The sequence below is a fragment of the Streptomyces hirsutus genome (genome assembly GCF_001418415.1).
GTDB classification, from domain to species: domain Bacteria; phylum Actinomycetota; class Actinomycetes; order Streptomycetales; family Streptomycetaceae; genus Streptomyces; species Streptomyces hirsutus.
The window spans coordinates 1-15,151 of sequence record NZ_LIQT01000499.1; the positions used below are offsets into that span (position 1 = coordinate 1).

Genomic DNA, 15,151 nt, shown 5'->3' on the forward strand with positions numbered 1-15,151 from the left:
ACGGCGAGGGCACGGGCCACGGCCCGTGCCCTCGCCGTGCCGCCTCCTCACCGGGTCACCGGGCCGCCGGGCGTCACCGGGGCACCGGGGCACCGGGCCTGCGACCGCGGCGGCACCTTCGCACGGGAGAAGTCGAGGAAGCCGCGCAGATCCGGGCCGATCCGATGGACGTGGACGAGGTCGAAGCCCGCGTCCGCGCACCGGATCGGCCCGGCGACCACACGAAGGGGCTCTGCCCCTGCTCGTCGTCCCACGGAGGGCAGTGGTCCGAGAGCCACAGTCCCCGACCCCGGCCTGTTCGGCCATCCGCGCCCGCTCCACCGGTTCGGCGGGACCGTACTGCTCACATGAGGAAAACAGCCGTGCCCGGGCAGAGGAGTGCCTCCGGGACAGGGACGATTCGGGTCCTGCTCCGGACGCCCGGGGGCCGGAGCGGACACCGGCGACAGGGCCGGGGCGGAAGCCCGCGGACGTTTGGCGACCCCGGCCAGGGGGACGCGGAAGTCTCCCGAGGTACGTGACGACAGCCCCGGAGGCGAACCGTGAGTCGACCCCGCACAGTGATCATCGGTGCCGGCTTCGCCGGGTACCGCACGGCCCGCACCCTCTCCCGGCTGGCCCGGGGCCGGGCCGACATCACCCTGCTGAACCCGACCGACTACTTCCTGTACCTGCCGCTGCTGCCCCAGGTCGCCGCCGGCATCCTGGAGCCGCGCCGGGTCACCGTCTCCCTCTCCGGGACGCTGCGGCAGGTACGGCTGGTGCTGGGCGAGGCCGACCGCATCGACCTCGACGCCCGGACCGTGCACTACACCGGCCCCGAGGGCGACGGCGGCAGCCTCTCCTACGACCGGCTGGTGCTGGCCGCCGGCAGTGTCAACAAGCTGCTGCCCATCCCGGGGGTCGCCGAGCACGCGCACGGCTTCCGAGGACTGCCCGAGGCACTGTACCTGCGCGACCACGTGACCCGGCAGGTGGAGCTCGCGGCGGCCACCGACGACCCCGCGACCTGCGCCGCCCGGTGCACCTTCGTGGTGGTCGGCGCCGGTTACACCGGAACCGAAGTCGCCGCGCACGGAAAGCTGTTCAGCGACGCGCAGGTCCACAAGCACCCCATGCGGACAGGCATGCGGCCCCGCTGGCTGCTGCTGGACATCGCCGACCGGGTCCTGCCCGAGCTCGACGAGCGGCTCTCCCGCACCGCCGACCGGGTCCTGCGCGACCGGGGCGTGGACGTGCGGATGGGGACCTCCGTGAAGGAGGCCACGCGCGAGGGAGTGCTGCTGACCGACGGGGAGTTCGTCGACACGCGGACGCTGGTGTGGTGCGTGGGCGTGCGGCCCGATCCGCTCGCCGAGTCGCTGGGGCTGCCCATGGAGCGCGGGCGGCTGCTGGTGGACCCGCAGCTGCGGGTGCCGGGGCGGCCCGAGGTGTTCGCCTGCGGTGACGCGGCGGCGGTGCCCGATCTGGAGAATCCCGGACAGTACACCCCGATGACCGCGCAGCACGCCTGGCGGCAGGGCAAGGTCTGCGCGCACAACGTCGCCGCCTCCTTCGGCGACGGAGAGCCGCGCGCCTACCGCCACAGCGACCTCGGGTTCGTGGTGGACCTCGGCGGCGTCAAGGCAGCGGCCAACCCGCTCGGCGTCCACCTGTCCGGTCCGGCGGCGGGCGCGGTCACCCGCGGCTACCACCTCGCGGCGATGCCCGGCAACCGGGCGAGGGTCGCCGCCGACTGGCTGCTGGACGCCGTACTGCCGCGGCAGGCGGTGCAGTTGGGGCTCGTACGGTCCTGGTCGGTGCCGCTGGACACCGCGTCCCCGGAAGTGGCCAGGGTGCCCCCCGGCCCGGGACGGAAGAGGTCCGGCGAGGAGGCCGCCGAGCCGGCCCCCGGGCCCGCCGGGAACCGGCCCGGCGGTGAACCGGGGAGGAGGCGGTCCGGCCCCCGGCCGCCCGCCGGCCCGCACCTCGCCCCGGGCCCCGTCAAGCGCACCGACAGCTCCGACAACCCCGCCGGCCCGGGCAACCCGGCCGATCCCGGCAACCCCGTCGATTCCGTCGAAGGAGACTCATGAACACCGGTGAACTCGTCGAGCTCGGGCAGCAGTTGCGCGTGGACAGTGTCCGCGCCGCGGACGCCGCCGGCTCCGGGCATCCCACGTCCTCGATGTCCGCGGCCGACCTGATGGCCGTCCTGCTGGCGCGTCACTTCCGCTACGACTTCGACCACCCGGAGCACCCGGGCAACGACCGTTTCGTCCTCTCCAAGGGGCACGCCTCGCCCCTCATGTACGCCGCGTTCAAGGCGGTCGGCGCCATCGACGACGAGGAACTGCTCACCTTCCGCAAGCTCGGCAGCCGCCTCGAAGGCCATCCCACCCCCCGGCGGCTGCCCTGGGTCGAGACGGCCACCGGGTCGCTCGGCCAGGGATTCCCGGTCGGCGTCGGCATCGCGCTGGCCGGGAAGCGGCTCGACCGCTCCGGCTACCGGGTGTGGGTGATGTGCGGGGACAGCGAACTGGCCGAGGGCTCGGTGTGGGAGGCCGCCGAGCACGCCGCGTACGAGAACCTCGACAACCTGACCGTCCTCGTGGACGTGAACCGGCTCGGCCAGCGCGGCCCCACCCGGCACGGCCACGACCTCGACGCGTACGCCCGCCGCTTCGAGGCCTTCGGCTGGCACGCCGTGGAGGTGGACGGGCACGACGTCGACGCCGTCGACCGGGCGTACGGGGAGGCGTCCTCCACCAAGGGGCAGCCGACCGTGATCCTCGCCCGCACCCTCAAGGGCAAGGGCGTCGAGGCGGTGCAGGACCGCGAGGGGATGCACGGCAAGCCGCTGCCGGACGCCGACGAGGCGATCGCCGAACTCGGCGGCCCCCGCGACCTGCGCGTCCGGGTGCCGGAACCGCCCGCCGCCCGCGTGCTGCACGCCGTGCACACCGGGCAGGCCGAACCGCCCCGGTGGGACAAGGGCGAGAAGGTGGCGACACGGAACGCCTTCGGTGAGGCGCTGGCCGCCCTCGGCACCGTGCGCGGCGACGTCGTGGTCCTGGACGGGGAGGTCGGCGACTCCACCCGCGCGGAGTTCTTCGCCAAGGAGCATCCCGAACGCTACGTCGAGTGCTACATCGCCGAGCAACAGCTGGTGGCCACGGCGGTGGGGACGGCGACGCGCGGCTGGGTGCCCTACGCCGCCACCTTCGCCGCCTTCCTGACCCGCGCCCACGACTTCATCCGCATGGCGTCGGTCAGCGGTGCCGGCGTCAACCTCGTCGGCTCGCACGCCGGGGTCGCCATCGGCGAGGACGGGCCCAGCCAGATGGGCCTCGAGGACCTGGCGATGATGCGGGCGGTGCACGGCTCGACGGTGCTCTACCCCTGTGACGCCAACCAGACCGCGCGTCTGGTCGCCGCGATGGCGGACCTCGACGGCATCCGGTACCTGCGCACCTCGCGCGGCGAGAGTCCCGTGATCTACGGCCCCGGCGAGGAGTTCCCCGTCGGCGGCAGCAAGGTCCTGCGTTCCTCGGAACGGGACCGAATGACGCTGCTGGCGGCGGGTGTCACGGTGCCCGAGGCCCTGGCCGCCGCGGACGCGCTGGCGGGGGAGGGCGTCGCGGTACGGGTGATCGACCTGTACTCGGTCAAGCCCGTCGACCGGGACACCCTGCGCCGGGCCGCCGAGGAGACCGGCTGCCTGGTGACCGTGGAGGACCACCATCCGGAGGGCGGCCTCGGGGACGCGGTCCTCGAGGCGTTCACCGACGGACGGCCCGTGCCGCGCCTGGTGCGGCTCGCCGTACGGGGCATGCCGGGTTCGGCCTCCCCCGAGGAGCAGCTGCACGCCGCCGGCATCGACGCCGAGTCGATCGCGGCGGCCGGGCGGCTGCTGGTGGAGCAGGCGATCGTGACGTGAGCGGCGAGGCCGCCGTGCGGACCGTGCGGGCCGGGCGCCGCACCGTGCGGATCCACCGGCCGGGAAAGGTGCTCTTCCCCGGCGGCGGGGGCGCCGGGGAGTACACCAAGGGCGACCTGGTCGACTACCACCGGGCCGTCGCCCCCTTCATGCTGCCGCACCTGCGGGGCCGTCCGCTGATGCTGGAGCGGCACCCGGACGGCATCGACGGGCCCACGTTCATGCAGAAGAACACCCCCGGGAGCTACCCGGAGTGGATCACCCGGGTCGAGGTCGCCAAGGAGGGCGGCACGGTGTGCCACACCGTGTGCGACGACACGGCGACCCTGCTGTACCTCGTCGACCAGGCGAGCATCACCCTGCACCGCTGGTTGTCCCGCGCCGCCCCGGCCGACAGGACCGGCCGTCCGGACCGGCTGGTCTTCGACCTCGACCCCTCGGGGGACGACTTCGGGACGGTCCGGGAGGCGGCCCGCCTGCTGGGGGAGCTGCTGGACGAGCTGAACCTGCCCTCGGCACTGATGACCACGGGCTCCCGAGGGCTCCATGCGATCGTGCCGCTCACCGGTGACCACGACGTCGACGAGGTGCGCGCCTTCGCCCGCGAGGTCGCCGACACCCTCGCCGACGCCCACCCCGACCGGCTCACCACCGCCGCGCGCAAGAAGGACCGCGGCGACCGGCTCTACCTGGACGTGCAGCGCAACGTCTATGCGCAGACCGCGGTCGCACCCTGCACCGTCCGTGCCCTGCCCGGCGCCCCCGTCGCGACCCCCCTCTCCTGGGACCAGCTGGACGACCCGGAGCTGCACGCCCGCCGCTGGACCGTCGCCGACGCCCTCGATCAGCTGCGTACCGACCCCTGGGCCGGGCTGCCGCGCCGGGGCCGCGCCCTGGGCCCGGCCCGCCGACGGCTGGCCGCGCTGCGGGGCTGACCGTCTTCGGCCGGCCGAACAGGCAGGGAGCGCGGCCGTGGCAATCGGGTGAGCCCCATGAGGTTTGGCGAACGGACTTACGGCCACACGGAGGAGGAGGTGCCCATGGCGAACGCAAGAAACACCGAAGATTCCAAGGGTTCACAGGAAGCACAGGATTCCCGCGAATCCCGCAAGTCCACGGAAAACACCAGAGCGAACAAGCGGCCGGGCCCGATGGAGGTGCTGCGCCAAGCGCGCGGACAGCTCGCGGAGCTCACCGGTATGGAAGCCGAGTCCGTGTCGTCCTTCACGCAGACGGAGGAGGGCTGGGCGCTGGAGGTCGAGGTCCTCGAACTCGAGCGCGTCCCCGACACGATGAGCCTGATGGCGAGCTACCAGGTGGAGCTCGATCCCGACGGCCAGCTCACCGGTTACCGGCGTGTTCGCCGCTACGAGCGAGGACGGGCCGACGGACGCAGGTCCGGCGGCTAGCAGGCCGCCCGCCCGGCCTCGCTCCCACACTCACAGAAATGGAGGAACAGTCGGCATGACAGTCGTACCGGCACAACAGTCCGGCGGTGGAGGCGGCAGCAGTGGCCTCTACGACGTGCTTGAGCTCGTCCTGGACAGGGGGCTCGTCATCGATGCATTCGTGCGTGTCTCCCTGGTCGGCATCGAGATCCTCAAGATCGACGTGCGCGTCGTCGTCGCCAGCGTCGACACCTATCTGCGCTTCGCCGAGGCATGCAACCGGCTCGACCTGGAGTCCGGGCCGCGCAAGGACCCGGGCCTGCCCGACCTGGTCGGTGAGATGACCGAGTCCGGCGCCCGCGGCAAGTCCAAGGGTGCGCTGTCCGGCGCGGCCGAGACCATCTCCGACGCCTTCCAGCAGGCACGCGGCGAAAGCTCCGAGCGGGAGTCCCGTCCGCGGGCCCGCAAGAGCACCTCGGCACGCCGGAAGGAGGAGCAGGAGTGAGCACGTACGTCTACGGCATCATCGCGAGTACGCACCCCGCCGTTCCCGAGTACCTGAGCGGCGTGGGGGAGGGCCCGCTGCGCGTCCTGAAGGCGGGCGACCTGGCGGCCGTCGTCAGTGACGCCCCCGAGGGGCTGCGTCCCAAGCGCAGGGAACTGCTCGCCCACCAGAACGTGCTCGGCGAGGTGGGTGCGGAGGGCTGTGTGCTGCCGATGCGGTTCGGCAGCGTCGCCCCCGACGACAACGCCGTCACCGACGTCCTCACCGAGCGCGCCGAGCACTACAAGGAGCGCCTGCGGGCTCTGGACGGCCGGGTCGAGTACAACGTCAAGGCCAATCATGTCGAGGAAGCCGTACTGCACCACGTGATGGCCGTGAATCCGGAGGTCCGTGCCCTCGCGGAGGCCAACCGGAAGGCCGGCGGCGGAAGTTACGACGACAAGATCCGCCTCGGCGAGATGGTCGCCGGTGCGGTCAGGGGGCAGGAGGCCGAGGACGGCGCCGCCGTGCAGCGCGCCCTGGAACCGGCGGCCGACGCCGTGGGCGTGGGCCCCGAATCCACGGGCTGGCTCGCCAACGTCTCCTTCCTGGTGGAGCGCGACGCCGCCGCGAACTTCATGGCCGCCGTGGACCGGGTTCGCGAGGCCATGCCGCACCTGGAGGTGCGGCTCAACGGTCCGCTGCCGCCGTACAGCTTCGTGGAACCCGGCCCGGCCGAACCGGCGGGCACCACGGCCGGCGGGGCGGACGCCGGAGCGGGGTGACGGCATGGGCCTGATCTCGGAGGTACTGCTGCTGCCGTTCGCCCCCGTGCGCGGCAGCGGCTGGGCCATCCAACAGGTGCTTCGCGAGGCGGAACGCATCTACTACGACCCCGCCACGATCCGTACCGAACTGGCCCGGCTCGAGGAGCAGTTGGAGGCCGGAGAGATCACCGAGGAGGAGTTCGACCAGCAGGAGGACGTACTCCTCGACCGGTTGGAGACCGCAATGCACACCGGCGCCACAGGGGACGGGACGACACCACAATGAACCGAACGGCACTTGGCCTCGCGATAGGGGCCGGATACTTTCTCGGACGGACGAAGAAACTGAAGATGGCGGTCGCCGTCGGCGGCCTGGTGGCCGGCAAGAAACTGAACCTCGGCCCGCGGATGATCACGGACCTGGTGTCCAAGCAGCTGCAGAACAACCCGCAGTTCAAGGAGTTGGGGGACCAGCTGCGCGGGGATCTGCGCGGCGCGGGCAAGGCGGCCTCCGGGGCCCTCGTGGAACGGCAGCTCAACTCCCTCGCCGGCAAACTGCACGGCCGTACCGCCGAGATGCGCGACCAACTGTCCGGTGCGGCCGGCCGGCCGGACCGCGAGGACGACGGGTACGACGAGGACGCCGAGTACGACGAGGACGAGTACGACGAGAAGGCCGGGGACGACGAACCGGACGGCGAGGAGCCGGAACCGCCCCCCGAGCGGCCGTCGAAGAGGGTCCCCTCGAAGGAGGCGGCCAAGAAGGCCCTGGCGAAGAAGACTCCTGCCAAGAAGGCCCCCGCCAAGAAGGCGCCGACCGGGAAGGCCGCTCCGGCGAAGAAGGCCGCTCCGGCGAAGAAGGCCGCGGCCAAGAAGACGGCCGGCAAGAAGACCACGGCCGCGCGGACGGCCTCGTCCCGGGGCACCCGCTCCCGCACGGCGAAGGGAGGCGGTGAGTGATGGCCGGGACACTCGGCTCGGCCGCTTCCGCCGCACGCGAGGGGACGTCGAAGAACCCGCTCGCCGACGTGGCCCACAGCGAGGCCGCCGACCGCCTCAAGGCAGAACTGCAGGACTACCTCGCGGTCCAGGCCACCCGCATGCTGACCGGTGTCGGCCGCAAACTCGGCGAGACGACCGGCAAACTCACCGACATCGCCGAGGGCAACAGCCCCGGGTTCGCCAAGCTGGCACTGGACGGCGGCCGCAAACTCGCCGAGGGCAAGAGCCCTCTGCGCACCGCCGTCGAACTGGGCGCCTCGCGCGTCAAGGACAACGTGATGGGCGCCTTCAAGGGCCTGCTGGGCGGCAAGGGCAAGGGCAAGGGATCGGCGGGGAAGAAGCCCACCGTCATCATCGAGCACATCGATGTCGGCGTCCCGCTGCGCACCGCCTACGACCAGTGGACCCAGTACCAGGACTTCAGCACCTTCGCGAAGGGTGTCAAGAGCGCCGGCAAGGGCGACGACACCACCTCGGACTGGCAGCTGAAGGTCTTCTGGTCCAACCGCAGCTGGAAGGCGAAGACCACCGAGCAGGTCCCCGACTACCGCATCGTCTGGTCCTCCGAGGGTGCCAAGGGCACCACGAAGGGCGTCGTCTCCTTCCACCGACTCGCCGACAACCTCACCCGGGTCCTCCTGGTCATCGAGTACTACCCCGTCGGCCTGTTCGAGAAGACCGGCAACATCTGGCGCGCCCAGGGCCGCCGGGCCCGGCTCGACCTGAAGAACTTCGCCCGCTTCATCACGTTCAAGGGCGAGGCCGAGGACGGCTGGCGCGGCGAGATCCAGGACGGGGAAGTCGTCCGCAGCCACGAGGACGCCGTCGCCGAGGAAGAGGAGGAGGCCTCGCGCGACGAGGACGAGGAAGCCCGCGAAGGCGAAGAGGAGGAGCCGGAGGCCGAGTACGAGGACGACGAGGCGTACGAGGAGGCGGACGAAGCCGCGGAGGACGAGGAACCGGCGGAGGACGCCTACGAGGACGAGGACGCCTACGAGGACGAGCAGGAGGGCGAAGGCGAGGAGGAGTACGAGCCCGAGTACGCCGAGGGCGGGAGCCGACGATGACCACACCCGGCCGCTTCCCCGAGCCGTACGGCCAGGGGAGCGGCGCCAACCTCGCCGACATCCTCGAGAGGGTGCTCGACAAGGGCATCGTCATCGCGGGCGACATCCGCATCAACCTGCTCGACATCGAACTGCTCACCATCAAACTGCGGCTCGTCGTCGCCTCCGTCGACAAGGCGAAGGAGATGGGGATCGACTGGTGGGAGACGGACCCGGCGCTGTCCTCACGCGCCCGCCGCTCCGAACTGGCCAAGGAGAACGCCGAGTTGCGCGAGCGGCTGGCCGAACTGGAGACCGGCCGTCAGGAGGAGACCGGCCGTTCGCTGGAGACCGGCCGCCGGCGGGAGGCCGACCATCAGCGGGAGACCGACCGTCCACACAAGGAGGCCCCGTGACCGGACTGCGGTACGTCTACGCCGTCTGCCGGCCCTTCGGCGCTCCGCTCCAGGCACAGCTGGCCGGCGTGGCGGGGGATCCGCCCCGGCTGCTGACCCACCACGGCCTGGTGGCCGTCGTCAGCCATGTGCCGGAGGCGGACTTCGCCGAGGAACCCTTCCATGCGCATCTGGAGGACCTCGACTGGCTGACCACGGTCGCCCGCGCCCACCAGGGCGTCATCGACGCCCTCACCACCGTCACGACGCCGCTGCCGCTGCGGCTCGGCACCGTGTTCCGCGACGACAGCGGCGTACGGACGATGGTGGAGGCGCGCGAGGAGAGCTTCCTGCGGACGCTGGCCCGGTTGGACGGCCGGGTCGAATGGGGCGTGAAGGTCTTCGTCGAGGCGGAGCAGACGCCGGGCCCCGCCGCCGCACCGTCCCCGCGCAAGCCCGCCTCGGGCCGGGACTACCTGCGCCAACGGCGCATGGAGACGAAATCGCACGACGACCTGTGGCAGCGGGCCGAGGCTTTCTCGACCCATCTGCACGAGACGCTTTCCGGCTGTGCCGAGGATTCCCGGTTGCACGCGCCGCAGAATCCCACGCTCTCCGGCGCCTCGGGGCGCAATGTGCTGAACGCGGCCTATCTGGTGCCGCGGGCGGAGTCCGAGAAATTCGTGGAAACGGTGGAACGGACGAGGGACGGGGCGCCCGGAATACGTGTAGAACTCACCGGCCCCTGGGCGGCCTATTCGTTCGCCGGGGAGGAATCGGTGGCGGGGGAGGAGGGGGCATGACCGTCGTCGAACGCCGGGAGATAGCCCTGGTGGATCTGCTCGACCGGCTCCTGGCCGGCGGCGTTGTCATCACCGGCGACCTCACGTTGCGCATCGCGGACGTCGACCTGGTCCGTATCGACCTCAACGCGCTCATCAGCTCGGTGAACGCGAACGTTCCGTCGCCCTTCGAGGAGTTGCGTTGACGGCCGCCCCGGACGACCACCACGCCGACGAGCCGCACGCCGACGAGCCGCACGCCGACGAGCCGCACGTCGGCGAGTCGCACGTCGACGAGCCGCACGGTGGCCGGCATGACCGGAGCGGTCGGCGCAACCGGCTCGACCTGGAGCCGGACACGGTCGAACGCGACCTGGTCAAACTGGTGCTCACCGTCGTGGAACTGCTGCGCCAGCTCATGGAGCGCCAGGCGTTGCGCCGGTTCGACGAGGGAGACCTGACGGAGGAGCAGGAGGAGCGCATCGGGCTCACCCTGATGCTGCTCGGGGACCGGATGGCGGAACTGCGGGACCGCTACGGACTGCGGCCCGAGGACCTGAATCTGGACCTCGGGCCGCTCGGACCGCTGCTGCCGCGGGACTGAATCCCCAAGGGCCCGTCCCCGGGAGTTCCCCGGGGACGGGCCCTTGGGACGACGTCGTGCGTCACGCGCCGACCGTCACCTCACCACCTGTACCAGCGGCCCCTGCCTCCGCCCGCAGTTGTGCTGCGCATGAGGAATCCCAGCAGCCACACGACGAGAACCGCCAAGGCGATCCACCAGAGCACCTTCACCGCGAAACCGGCGCCGAAAAGGACCAGGGCCAGAAGCAGAACGAGCAGAATGGGAACCATAATGTCAACCTCCTGCCGTTCTGATTGCCCCGAATTCGTGTTTCAGGCTTCCTTGCGGCACAGAATTTCTCCGTGCAGCACACTGAACCAGCCGTCGTCCCGCGCGCCCCATTCCCGCCACGCCTGTGCCGCCGCCCGCAGCTGCCCGCCGGTGGCGTGACCCTGCTCGACGGCCCGCCCGGCATAGGCCGACGCCACCGTGCGGTCCGCCCACAGACCGCTCCACCAGGCCCGCTCCTCGTCGGTCGAGAAGGTCCAGGTGCCCGAGCCGGCGGTGACGTCCGTGAGTCCCGCGGCCAGCGCCCAGGACTTCAGCCGCCGCCCGGCGTCCGGTTCGCCGCCGTTGGCCCGCGCCACCCGTCGGTACAGCTCCAGCCAGTCGTCCATGCCTCGCGACGGGGGATACCAGGTCATCGCCGCGTAGTCGGCGTCACGGACGGCGATGTACCCGCCCGGCCTGGTCACCCGTCCCATCTCGCGCAGCGCCCGCACCGGATCCCCCACGTGCTGGAGCACCTGATGGGCATGGACCACGCAGAACGTGTCGTCCGGGAAGTCCAGCGCGTGCACGTTGCCCACCGTGAAGGAGGTGTTCGCCAGACCTCGTCCGGCCGCCGTGGCACGGGCCTGCTCCAGGACGCCCGGCGCCCGGTCGAGACCGGTGACGTGCCCGTCGGGGACGAGCGACGCCAGGTCCGCGGTGATGGTGCCGGGCCCGCATCCGATGTCCAGGATCCGCATGTCGGGTCGCAGCACTCCGAGGAGGTACGCGGCCGAGTTGGCCGCGGTCCGCCAGGTGTGCGACCGCAGCACCGACTCGTGATGCCCGTGGGTGTAGACAGCGGTTTCTCGCGGTGCCGGCATGGTGAACCCGTCCCCTCGTCGTCGCGTACGCCTCTTCCGAACGACCGTCACCGTACGCGCCCCGGCCGCATGGTGAGACCCCCGTTTCACATTGTGGACGAAGGGGTGTGGGGAGGCATCGTCGAGCCCGAGAGGTAAAACGGTTTGCCACCTGCGCCGACGCCCCGGACAATGGCCTCCCATGGGTCACCTCGAAGCCGCGTATCTGGAGTACTTCCTTCCCGACGGGAGGGCACTCCTGGGCGACGTGTCCTTCCGGGTGGGAGAAGGGGCCGTCATGGCCCTGGTCGGACCCAACGGGGCGGGCAAGACGACCCTCCTGCGCCTCCTCGCCGGCGAGCTGAAGCCGCACGGCGGATCGGTCACGGTCAGCGGCGGTCTCGGCGTCATGCGCCAGTTCGTGGGCTCCGTACGGGACGAGACGACCGTGCGCGACCTCCTCGTCTCCGTCGCCACTCCCAGAATCCGCGAAGCGGCCCGTGCCGTCGACAAGGCCGAGCACGCCCTTCTCACCGTCGACGACGAGGCCGCCCAGCTGGGGTACGCGCAGGCCCTCGCCGACTGGGCGGAGGCACGCGGCTACGAGGCCGAGACGATGTGGGACATGTGCACGACGGCCGCGCTCGGCGTCCCGTACGACCAGGCGCAGTGGCGCCAGGTGCGCACCCTCTCCGGCGGCGAGCAGAAACGCCTGGTCCTCGAGGCGCTCCTGCGCGGCACCGACGAGGTCCTGCTCCTTGACGAGCCCGACAACTACCTCGACGTGCCCGGCAAGCGCTGGCTGGAGGAGCGGCTCGAACAGACGCGCAAGACCGTGCTGTTCGTTTCCCACGACCGGGAGCTGCTCGCCGGTGCGGCCCAGCGCATCGTCTCCCTCGAGCCGAGCCCCACCGGCGCCGACGCCTGGGTGCACGGCGGCGGCTTCGCCACGTACCACGAGGCCCGCCGCGAACGCTTCGCCCGCTTCGAGGAGCTGCGCCGGCGGTGGGACGAGAAGCACGCCCAGTTGAAGAAACTCGTGCTGAACCTCCGTCAGGCCGCCTCCGTCAGCCACGACATGGCATCCCGGTACCAGGCGGCGCAGACCCGGCTGCGCAAGTTCGAGGAGGCCGGCCCGCCGCCGGAGCCGCCGCGCGAGCAGGACATCAGGATGCGTCTCAAGGGCGGCCGGACCGGAGTGCGCGCGGTCACCTGCGAGCAGCTCGAACTCACCGGCCTGATGAAACCCTTCGACCTGGAGGTCTTCTACGGCGAACGGGTCGCCGTACTCGGCTCCAACGGCTCCGGCAAGTCGCACTTCCTGCGCCTGCTCGCCGGGGACGACGTGAGCCACACCGGCGGCTGGCGGCTCGGCGCCCGGGTCGTCCCCGGACACTTCGCACAGACGCACGCGCACCCCGAACTGGAGGACCGCACCCTCCTGGACATCCTGTGGAAGGAGCACGCCCAGGACCGGGGCGCCGCCATGTCCCGGCTGCGCCGCTACGAACTGACCGGCCAGGCCGAGCAGACCTTCGAACGGCTCTCCGGCGGCCAGCAGGCCCGGTTCCAGATCCTGCTGCTCGAGCTCCAGGGCGTCACCGCGCTGCTGCTCGACGAGCCGACGGACAACCTGGACCTGGAGTCGGCGGAGGCGCTCCAGGAAGGCCTGGAGGCCTTCGAGGGCACGGTGCTGGCCGTCACGCACGACCGCTGGTTCGCCCGCTCCTTCGACCGCTACCTGGTCTTCGGCAGCGACGGCAGGGTCCGGGAGACCCCCGAACCGGTGTGGGACGAGCGCCGGGTGGAACGGGCCCGGTAGCCGCAGCGGGTCCGGTGGGCGGACCGGGCCCGGTGCCCGGGATGTTCGTAGAGTGGACGCAGGGACGCGGGAACCCGTGGCCTTCCCGGCGGGTACCCGGACCGCAGGACGCACACGACGAGCGGGGCACACGATGACCGGAGTCGAGCCGAACCGCCTGGACGACCAGCAGCTCATGAAGGAGCTGGAAACCATCCACCGCACGCGCCACGACACCCTGCTGCACGCCTCCAACGACGCGCTGCGGGCCCACAACGAGCGCATGGCCCAGCTGGAGGGCGAGTACCTGCGCCGCAACCCCCGCCGCTGGGTGGCGGCGGGCCGCACCCGCGAAGGGGCCCGGGAGCGGAGCGGCACGGACACGGCGAGCCCCACGGCCCCGGGCACCTGACGGACGGCCCGGTCCCGGGGGCTCGACGGCCGCCGGGCCGGGCGTGCGACGGCCGCCGACCCGGGCATCCGGCCGTCTCCGTCCCGACGGCCGTCTCCGTCTCAGGCCTCCTTCGACTCCGCGGCGAAGACGTCGAGGTACGTCTCGCAGAACGCCTCGAGGTCGTCCGGCTTACGGCTGGTGACCAGCTTGGCCGCGCCGTGGTCGCAGACCTTCACCTGCTCGTCGACCCAGGTGGCGCCGGCGTTGCGGAGGTCGGTCCGGAGGCTGGGCCAGCTGGTCAGCTCCCGGCCGCGGACCACGTCCGCCTCGACGAGGACCCAGGGCGCGTGGCAGATCGCGGCGACCGGCCGGCCCTGCCGGAAGAAGTCCCGCACGAACGCGACGGCCGCCTCGTCCGTGCGCAGGAAGTCCGGGTTCGCCACCCCGCCCGGCAGCACCAGCCCGCTGAAGGAGGCGGCGGTCGTGTCGCCGACCACCTCCTGCACGGGGAAGGTGTCCGCCTTGTCGAGATGGTCGAACGCCTGGACCTTGCCGGACTGCGTCGACACGAGCACGGGCTCGTGACCGGCGCCCACGGCCGCCTGCCACGGCTCGGTCAGTTCGACCTGCTCGACGCCTTCGGGTGCGACAAGGAACGCGATACGCATGAGGGTTTTTCTCCTTTCGTGCACGTCGTGCGTGCGGTCATTGGTGCATGGGGGAACCGACGGACCCCTACGCGTTCTCCGTCTCCCGGGTCCGCGTCAGTGCCTCGGCCAGTTCCTGCACGTTGTCGTAGTGGGCCCGCCGGGGCAGGCGTTCCAGCGCCTCGACGAGTGTGTCGGGAGCGTGCTGCCGGCTCAGGGTGCGCATCAGCTCGCGCGGACCCGCGGGGAACGCCCCGCGGGTCAGGATCCTGGCCAGCTCCAGGCGCACCGACTCCAGCGACGTCGGCGTGCGCCCCGGTGTCACCGGACCGCGTGCCACCTCCGGGTCGTCCTCGGCGGACGGCTCCGGGTCGTTCCACTCCTCGGTCCGGGTGGGGTGCCCCGACCTCAGCAGGCCCTGCAGTTCGTGCTTCATCTCGTCGTCGCGGTGGACACTCAGCCGGTTGCTGCCTCGCTGCATGTTTCCCTCCAGGTGGTTCGGGGTCCGCACCGCGTACCCGGAGGGCGGAGACCGACACGGGGTTCGCCGGCCGGATCGTCACCCCCTTCGGTACCGGGGTCGTGCAGCGCCGGTTTGCCCCGGGAACGGCGGGAGACCCGGATGCCTCACCCGTACGTGCCTCTGCCCGCCTCCTGGGAAGGGGACCGCCATGGCGGTGCTCGCACTGCTCATCCCGCCGCTCATGCTCGGCGTCCTGCTCATGCTGGGCCGTTACGAAGACCTTCTGCTGCCCGGAGTGGGTGAGCAGGTTCCCGACGGCGTCCCCGCACCGCAGGACGCGGGCCCCGGGCCGGGGCCCCGGCCCG

19 protein-coding genes and 2 pseudogenes are annotated in these 15,151 nt (G+C 71.7%); 15 read left to right on the forward strand and 6 right to left on the reverse strand.

Features of this window, described 5'->3' with window-relative positions:
* Positions 1-47: 47 nt before the first annotated feature.
* Both AOK11_RS43120 and AOK11_RS45630 read right to left on the reverse strand, forming a co-directional pair.
* Entirely contained in the window at positions 48-221 is a 174-nt protein-coding gene (locus AOK11_RS43120) for a hypothetical protein (RefSeq protein ID WP_157869494.1), read from the reverse strand.
* Positions 215-360 (reverse strand): annotated as a pseudogene (locus AOK11_RS45630) (LLM class F420-dependent oxidoreductase); the annotation flags it as partial. The pseudogene AOK11_RS45630 and the gene AOK11_RS43120, both read right to left, overlap by 7 nt.
* A 182-nt stretch (positions 361-542) precedes the next feature.
* Here AOK11_RS45630 and AOK11_RS32365 point away from each other — a divergent pair.
* The 13 genes from AOK11_RS32365 to AOK11_RS32425 all read left to right on the forward strand — a co-directional run bounded on the left by AOK11_RS32365 (position 543) and on the right by AOK11_RS32425 (position 10,387).
* Entirely contained in the window at positions 543-2,075 is a 1,533-nt protein-coding gene (locus AOK11_RS32365) for an NAD(P)/FAD-dependent oxidoreductase (RefSeq protein WP_107098737.1), read from the forward strand.
* Complete coding sequence (locus tag AOK11_RS32370) at positions 2,072-3,919, forward strand: transketolase (RefSeq protein ID WP_055597249.1); 1,848 nt, start codon at positions 2,072-2,074, stop codon at positions 3,917-3,919. Before AOK11_RS32365 ends, AOK11_RS32370 begins: the two co-directional genes overlap by 4 nt.
* Positions 3,916-4,854 carry a non-homologous end-joining DNA ligase gene (gene ligD / locus AOK11_RS32375; protein WP_055597250.1) on the forward strand — a complete coding sequence of 313 codons (939 nt, stop codon included), beginning with the start codon at positions 3,916-3,918 and terminating at the stop codon, positions 4,852-4,854. Before AOK11_RS32370 ends, ligD begins: the two co-directional genes overlap by 4 nt.
* A gap of 105 nt (positions 4,855-4,959) precedes the next feature.
* The gene (locus AOK11_RS32380) at positions 4,960-5,328 is read left to right on the forward strand and encodes a gas vesicle protein GvpO (protein WP_079035227.1); all 369 of its coding nucleotides are present in this window, start codon (positions 4,960-4,962) and stop codon (positions 5,326-5,328) included.
* A gap of 55 nt (positions 5,329-5,383) precedes the next feature.
* Positions 5,384-5,812, forward strand: a complete 429-nt coding sequence (locus AOK11_RS32385; protein WP_055597252.1) for a gas vesicle structural protein GvpA — start codon at positions 5,384-5,386, stop codon at positions 5,810-5,812.
* The gene (locus AOK11_RS32390; RefSeq protein ID WP_055597253.1) at positions 5,809-6,576 is read left to right on the forward strand and encodes a GvpL/GvpF family gas vesicle protein; all 768 of its coding nucleotides are present in this window, start codon (positions 5,809-5,811) and stop codon (positions 6,574-6,576) included. The genes AOK11_RS32385 and AOK11_RS32390 overlap by 4 nt, the downstream gene beginning before the upstream one ends.
* Positions 6,577-6,580: 4 nt before the next feature.
* Positions 6,581-6,844: a gas vesicle protein GvpG gene (locus AOK11_RS32395; RefSeq protein ID WP_055597254.1), complete on the forward strand. Its 264-nt coding sequence runs from the start codon at positions 6,581-6,583 to the stop codon at positions 6,842-6,844.
* Positions 6,841-7,518 carry a hypothetical protein gene (locus tag AOK11_RS43125; protein WP_055597255.1) on the forward strand — a complete coding sequence of 226 codons (678 nt, stop codon included), beginning with the start codon at positions 6,841-6,843 and terminating at the stop codon, positions 7,516-7,518. The genes AOK11_RS32395 and AOK11_RS43125 overlap by 4 nt, the downstream gene beginning before the upstream one ends.
* Positions 7,518-8,627: an SRPBCC family protein gene (locus AOK11_RS32405; protein ID WP_055597256.1), complete on the forward strand. Its 1,110-nt coding sequence runs from the start codon at positions 7,518-7,520 to the stop codon at positions 8,625-8,627. The genes AOK11_RS43125 and AOK11_RS32405 overlap by 1 nt, the downstream gene beginning before the upstream one ends.
* A complete protein-coding gene (locus AOK11_RS32410) occupies positions 8,624-9,022 on the forward strand; it encodes a gas vesicle protein (RefSeq protein ID WP_055597257.1) in 399 nt (132 codons plus the stop codon). Before AOK11_RS32405 ends, AOK11_RS32410 begins: the two co-directional genes overlap by 4 nt.
* On the forward strand, positions 9,019-9,804 hold the full coding sequence (locus AOK11_RS32415) for a GvpL/GvpF family gas vesicle protein (RefSeq protein WP_055597258.1): 786 nt from the start codon (positions 9,019-9,021) through the stop codon (positions 9,802-9,804). Before AOK11_RS32410 ends, AOK11_RS32415 begins: the two co-directional genes overlap by 4 nt.
* Positions 9,801-9,989: a gas vesicle protein gene (locus AOK11_RS32420; protein ID WP_055597259.1), complete on the forward strand. Its 189-nt coding sequence runs from the start codon at positions 9,801-9,803 to the stop codon at positions 9,987-9,989. The genes AOK11_RS32415 and AOK11_RS32420 overlap by 4 nt, the downstream gene beginning before the upstream one ends.
* 140 nt (positions 9,990-10,129) lie before the next feature.
* Positions 10,130-10,387 carry a gas vesicle protein K gene (locus tag AOK11_RS32425; RefSeq protein WP_055597266.1) on the forward strand — a complete coding sequence of 86 codons (258 nt, stop codon included), beginning with the start codon at positions 10,130-10,132 and terminating at the stop codon, positions 10,385-10,387.
* A gap of 80 nt (positions 10,388-10,467) precedes the next feature.
* Here the strand turns inward: AOK11_RS32425 and AOK11_RS32430 are convergent, their stop codons facing one another.
* Complete coding sequence (locus tag AOK11_RS32430; RefSeq protein WP_055597260.1) at positions 10,468-10,638, reverse strand: hypothetical protein; 171 nt, start codon at positions 10,636-10,638, stop codon at positions 10,468-10,470.
* 42 nt (positions 10,639-10,680) lie between these two features.
* Positions 10,681-11,502, reverse strand: a complete 822-nt coding sequence (locus AOK11_RS32435) for a methyltransferase domain-containing protein (protein ID WP_055597261.1) — start codon at positions 11,500-11,502, stop codon at positions 10,681-10,683.
* 181 nt (positions 11,503-11,683) lie between these two features.
* Here AOK11_RS32435 and AOK11_RS32440 point away from each other — a divergent pair, with 181 nt between their 5' ends.
* Both AOK11_RS32440 and AOK11_RS32445 read left to right on the forward strand, forming a co-directional pair.
* Positions 11,684-13,303: an ABC-F family ATP-binding cassette domain-containing protein gene (locus AOK11_RS32440; RefSeq protein WP_055597262.1), complete on the forward strand. Its 1,620-nt coding sequence runs from the start codon at positions 11,684-11,686 to the stop codon at positions 13,301-13,303.
* A 41-nt stretch (positions 13,304-13,344) separates the two neighbouring features.
* Positions 13,345-13,694: pseudogene (locus AOK11_RS32445) on the forward strand (DUF6158 family protein).
* 101 nt (positions 13,695-13,795) lie between these two features.
* Here AOK11_RS32445 and AOK11_RS32450 read toward each other — a convergent pair.
* Both AOK11_RS32450 and AOK11_RS32455 read right to left on the reverse strand, forming a co-directional pair.
* Positions 13,796-14,344, reverse strand: a complete 549-nt coding sequence (locus AOK11_RS32450; protein WP_055597264.1) for a type 1 glutamine amidotransferase domain-containing protein — start codon at positions 14,342-14,344, stop codon at positions 13,796-13,798.
* Positions 14,345-14,411: 67 nt separating this feature from the next.
* The gene (locus tag AOK11_RS32455) at positions 14,412-14,804 is read right to left on the reverse strand and encodes a DUF2795 domain-containing protein (protein WP_055597265.1); all 393 of its coding nucleotides are present in this window, start codon (positions 14,802-14,804) and stop codon (positions 14,412-14,414) included.
* Positions 14,805-15,151 lie beyond the last annotated feature (347 nt).

Coding starts and splice junctions, on each gene's coding strand:
- AOK11_RS32380 (WP_079035227.1), top strand. CDS start 4,960: ATGGCGAACGCAAGAAACACCGAAGATTCCAAGGGTTCACAGGAAGCA.
- AOK11_RS32455 (WP_055597265.1), bottom strand. CDS start 14,804: ATGCAGCGAGGCAGCAACCGGCTGAGTGTCCACCGCGACGACGAGATG.
- AOK11_RS32450 (WP_055597264.1), bottom strand. CDS start 14,344: ATGCGTATCGCGTTCCTTGTCGCACCCGAAGGCGTCGAGCAGGTCGAA.
- AOK11_RS43125 (WP_055597255.1), top strand. CDS start 6,841: ATGAACCGAACGGCACTTGGCCTCGCGATAGGGGCCGGATACTTTCTC.
- AOK11_RS32430 (WP_055597260.1), bottom strand. CDS start 10,638: ATGGTTCCCATTCTGCTCGTTCTGCTTCTGGCCCTGGTCCTTTTCGGC.
- AOK11_RS32435 (WP_055597261.1), bottom strand. CDS start 11,502: ATGCCGGCACCGCGAGAAACCGCTGTCTACACCCACGGGCATCACGAG.
- AOK11_RS32440 (WP_055597262.1), top strand. CDS start 11,684: ATGGGTCACCTCGAAGCCGCGTATCTGGAGTACTTCCTTCCCGACGGG.
- AOK11_RS32410 (WP_055597257.1), top strand. CDS start 8,624: ATGACCACACCCGGCCGCTTCCCCGAGCCGTACGGCCAGGGGAGCGGC.
- AOK11_RS32385 (WP_055597252.1), top strand. CDS start 5,384: ATGACAGTCGTACCGGCACAACAGTCCGGCGGTGGAGGCGGCAGCAGT.
- AOK11_RS32395 (WP_055597254.1), top strand. CDS start 6,581: ATGGGCCTGATCTCGGAGGTACTGCTGCTGCCGTTCGCCCCCGTGCGC.
- AOK11_RS32420 (WP_055597259.1), top strand. CDS start 9,801: ATGACCGTCGTCGAACGCCGGGAGATAGCCCTGGTGGATCTGCTCGAC.
- AOK11_RS32405 (WP_055597256.1), top strand. CDS start 7,518: ATGGCCGGGACACTCGGCTCGGCCGCTTCCGCCGCACGCGAGGGGACG.
- AOK11_RS32370 (WP_055597249.1), top strand. CDS start 2,072: ATGAACACCGGTGAACTCGTCGAGCTCGGGCAGCAGTTGCGCGTGGAC.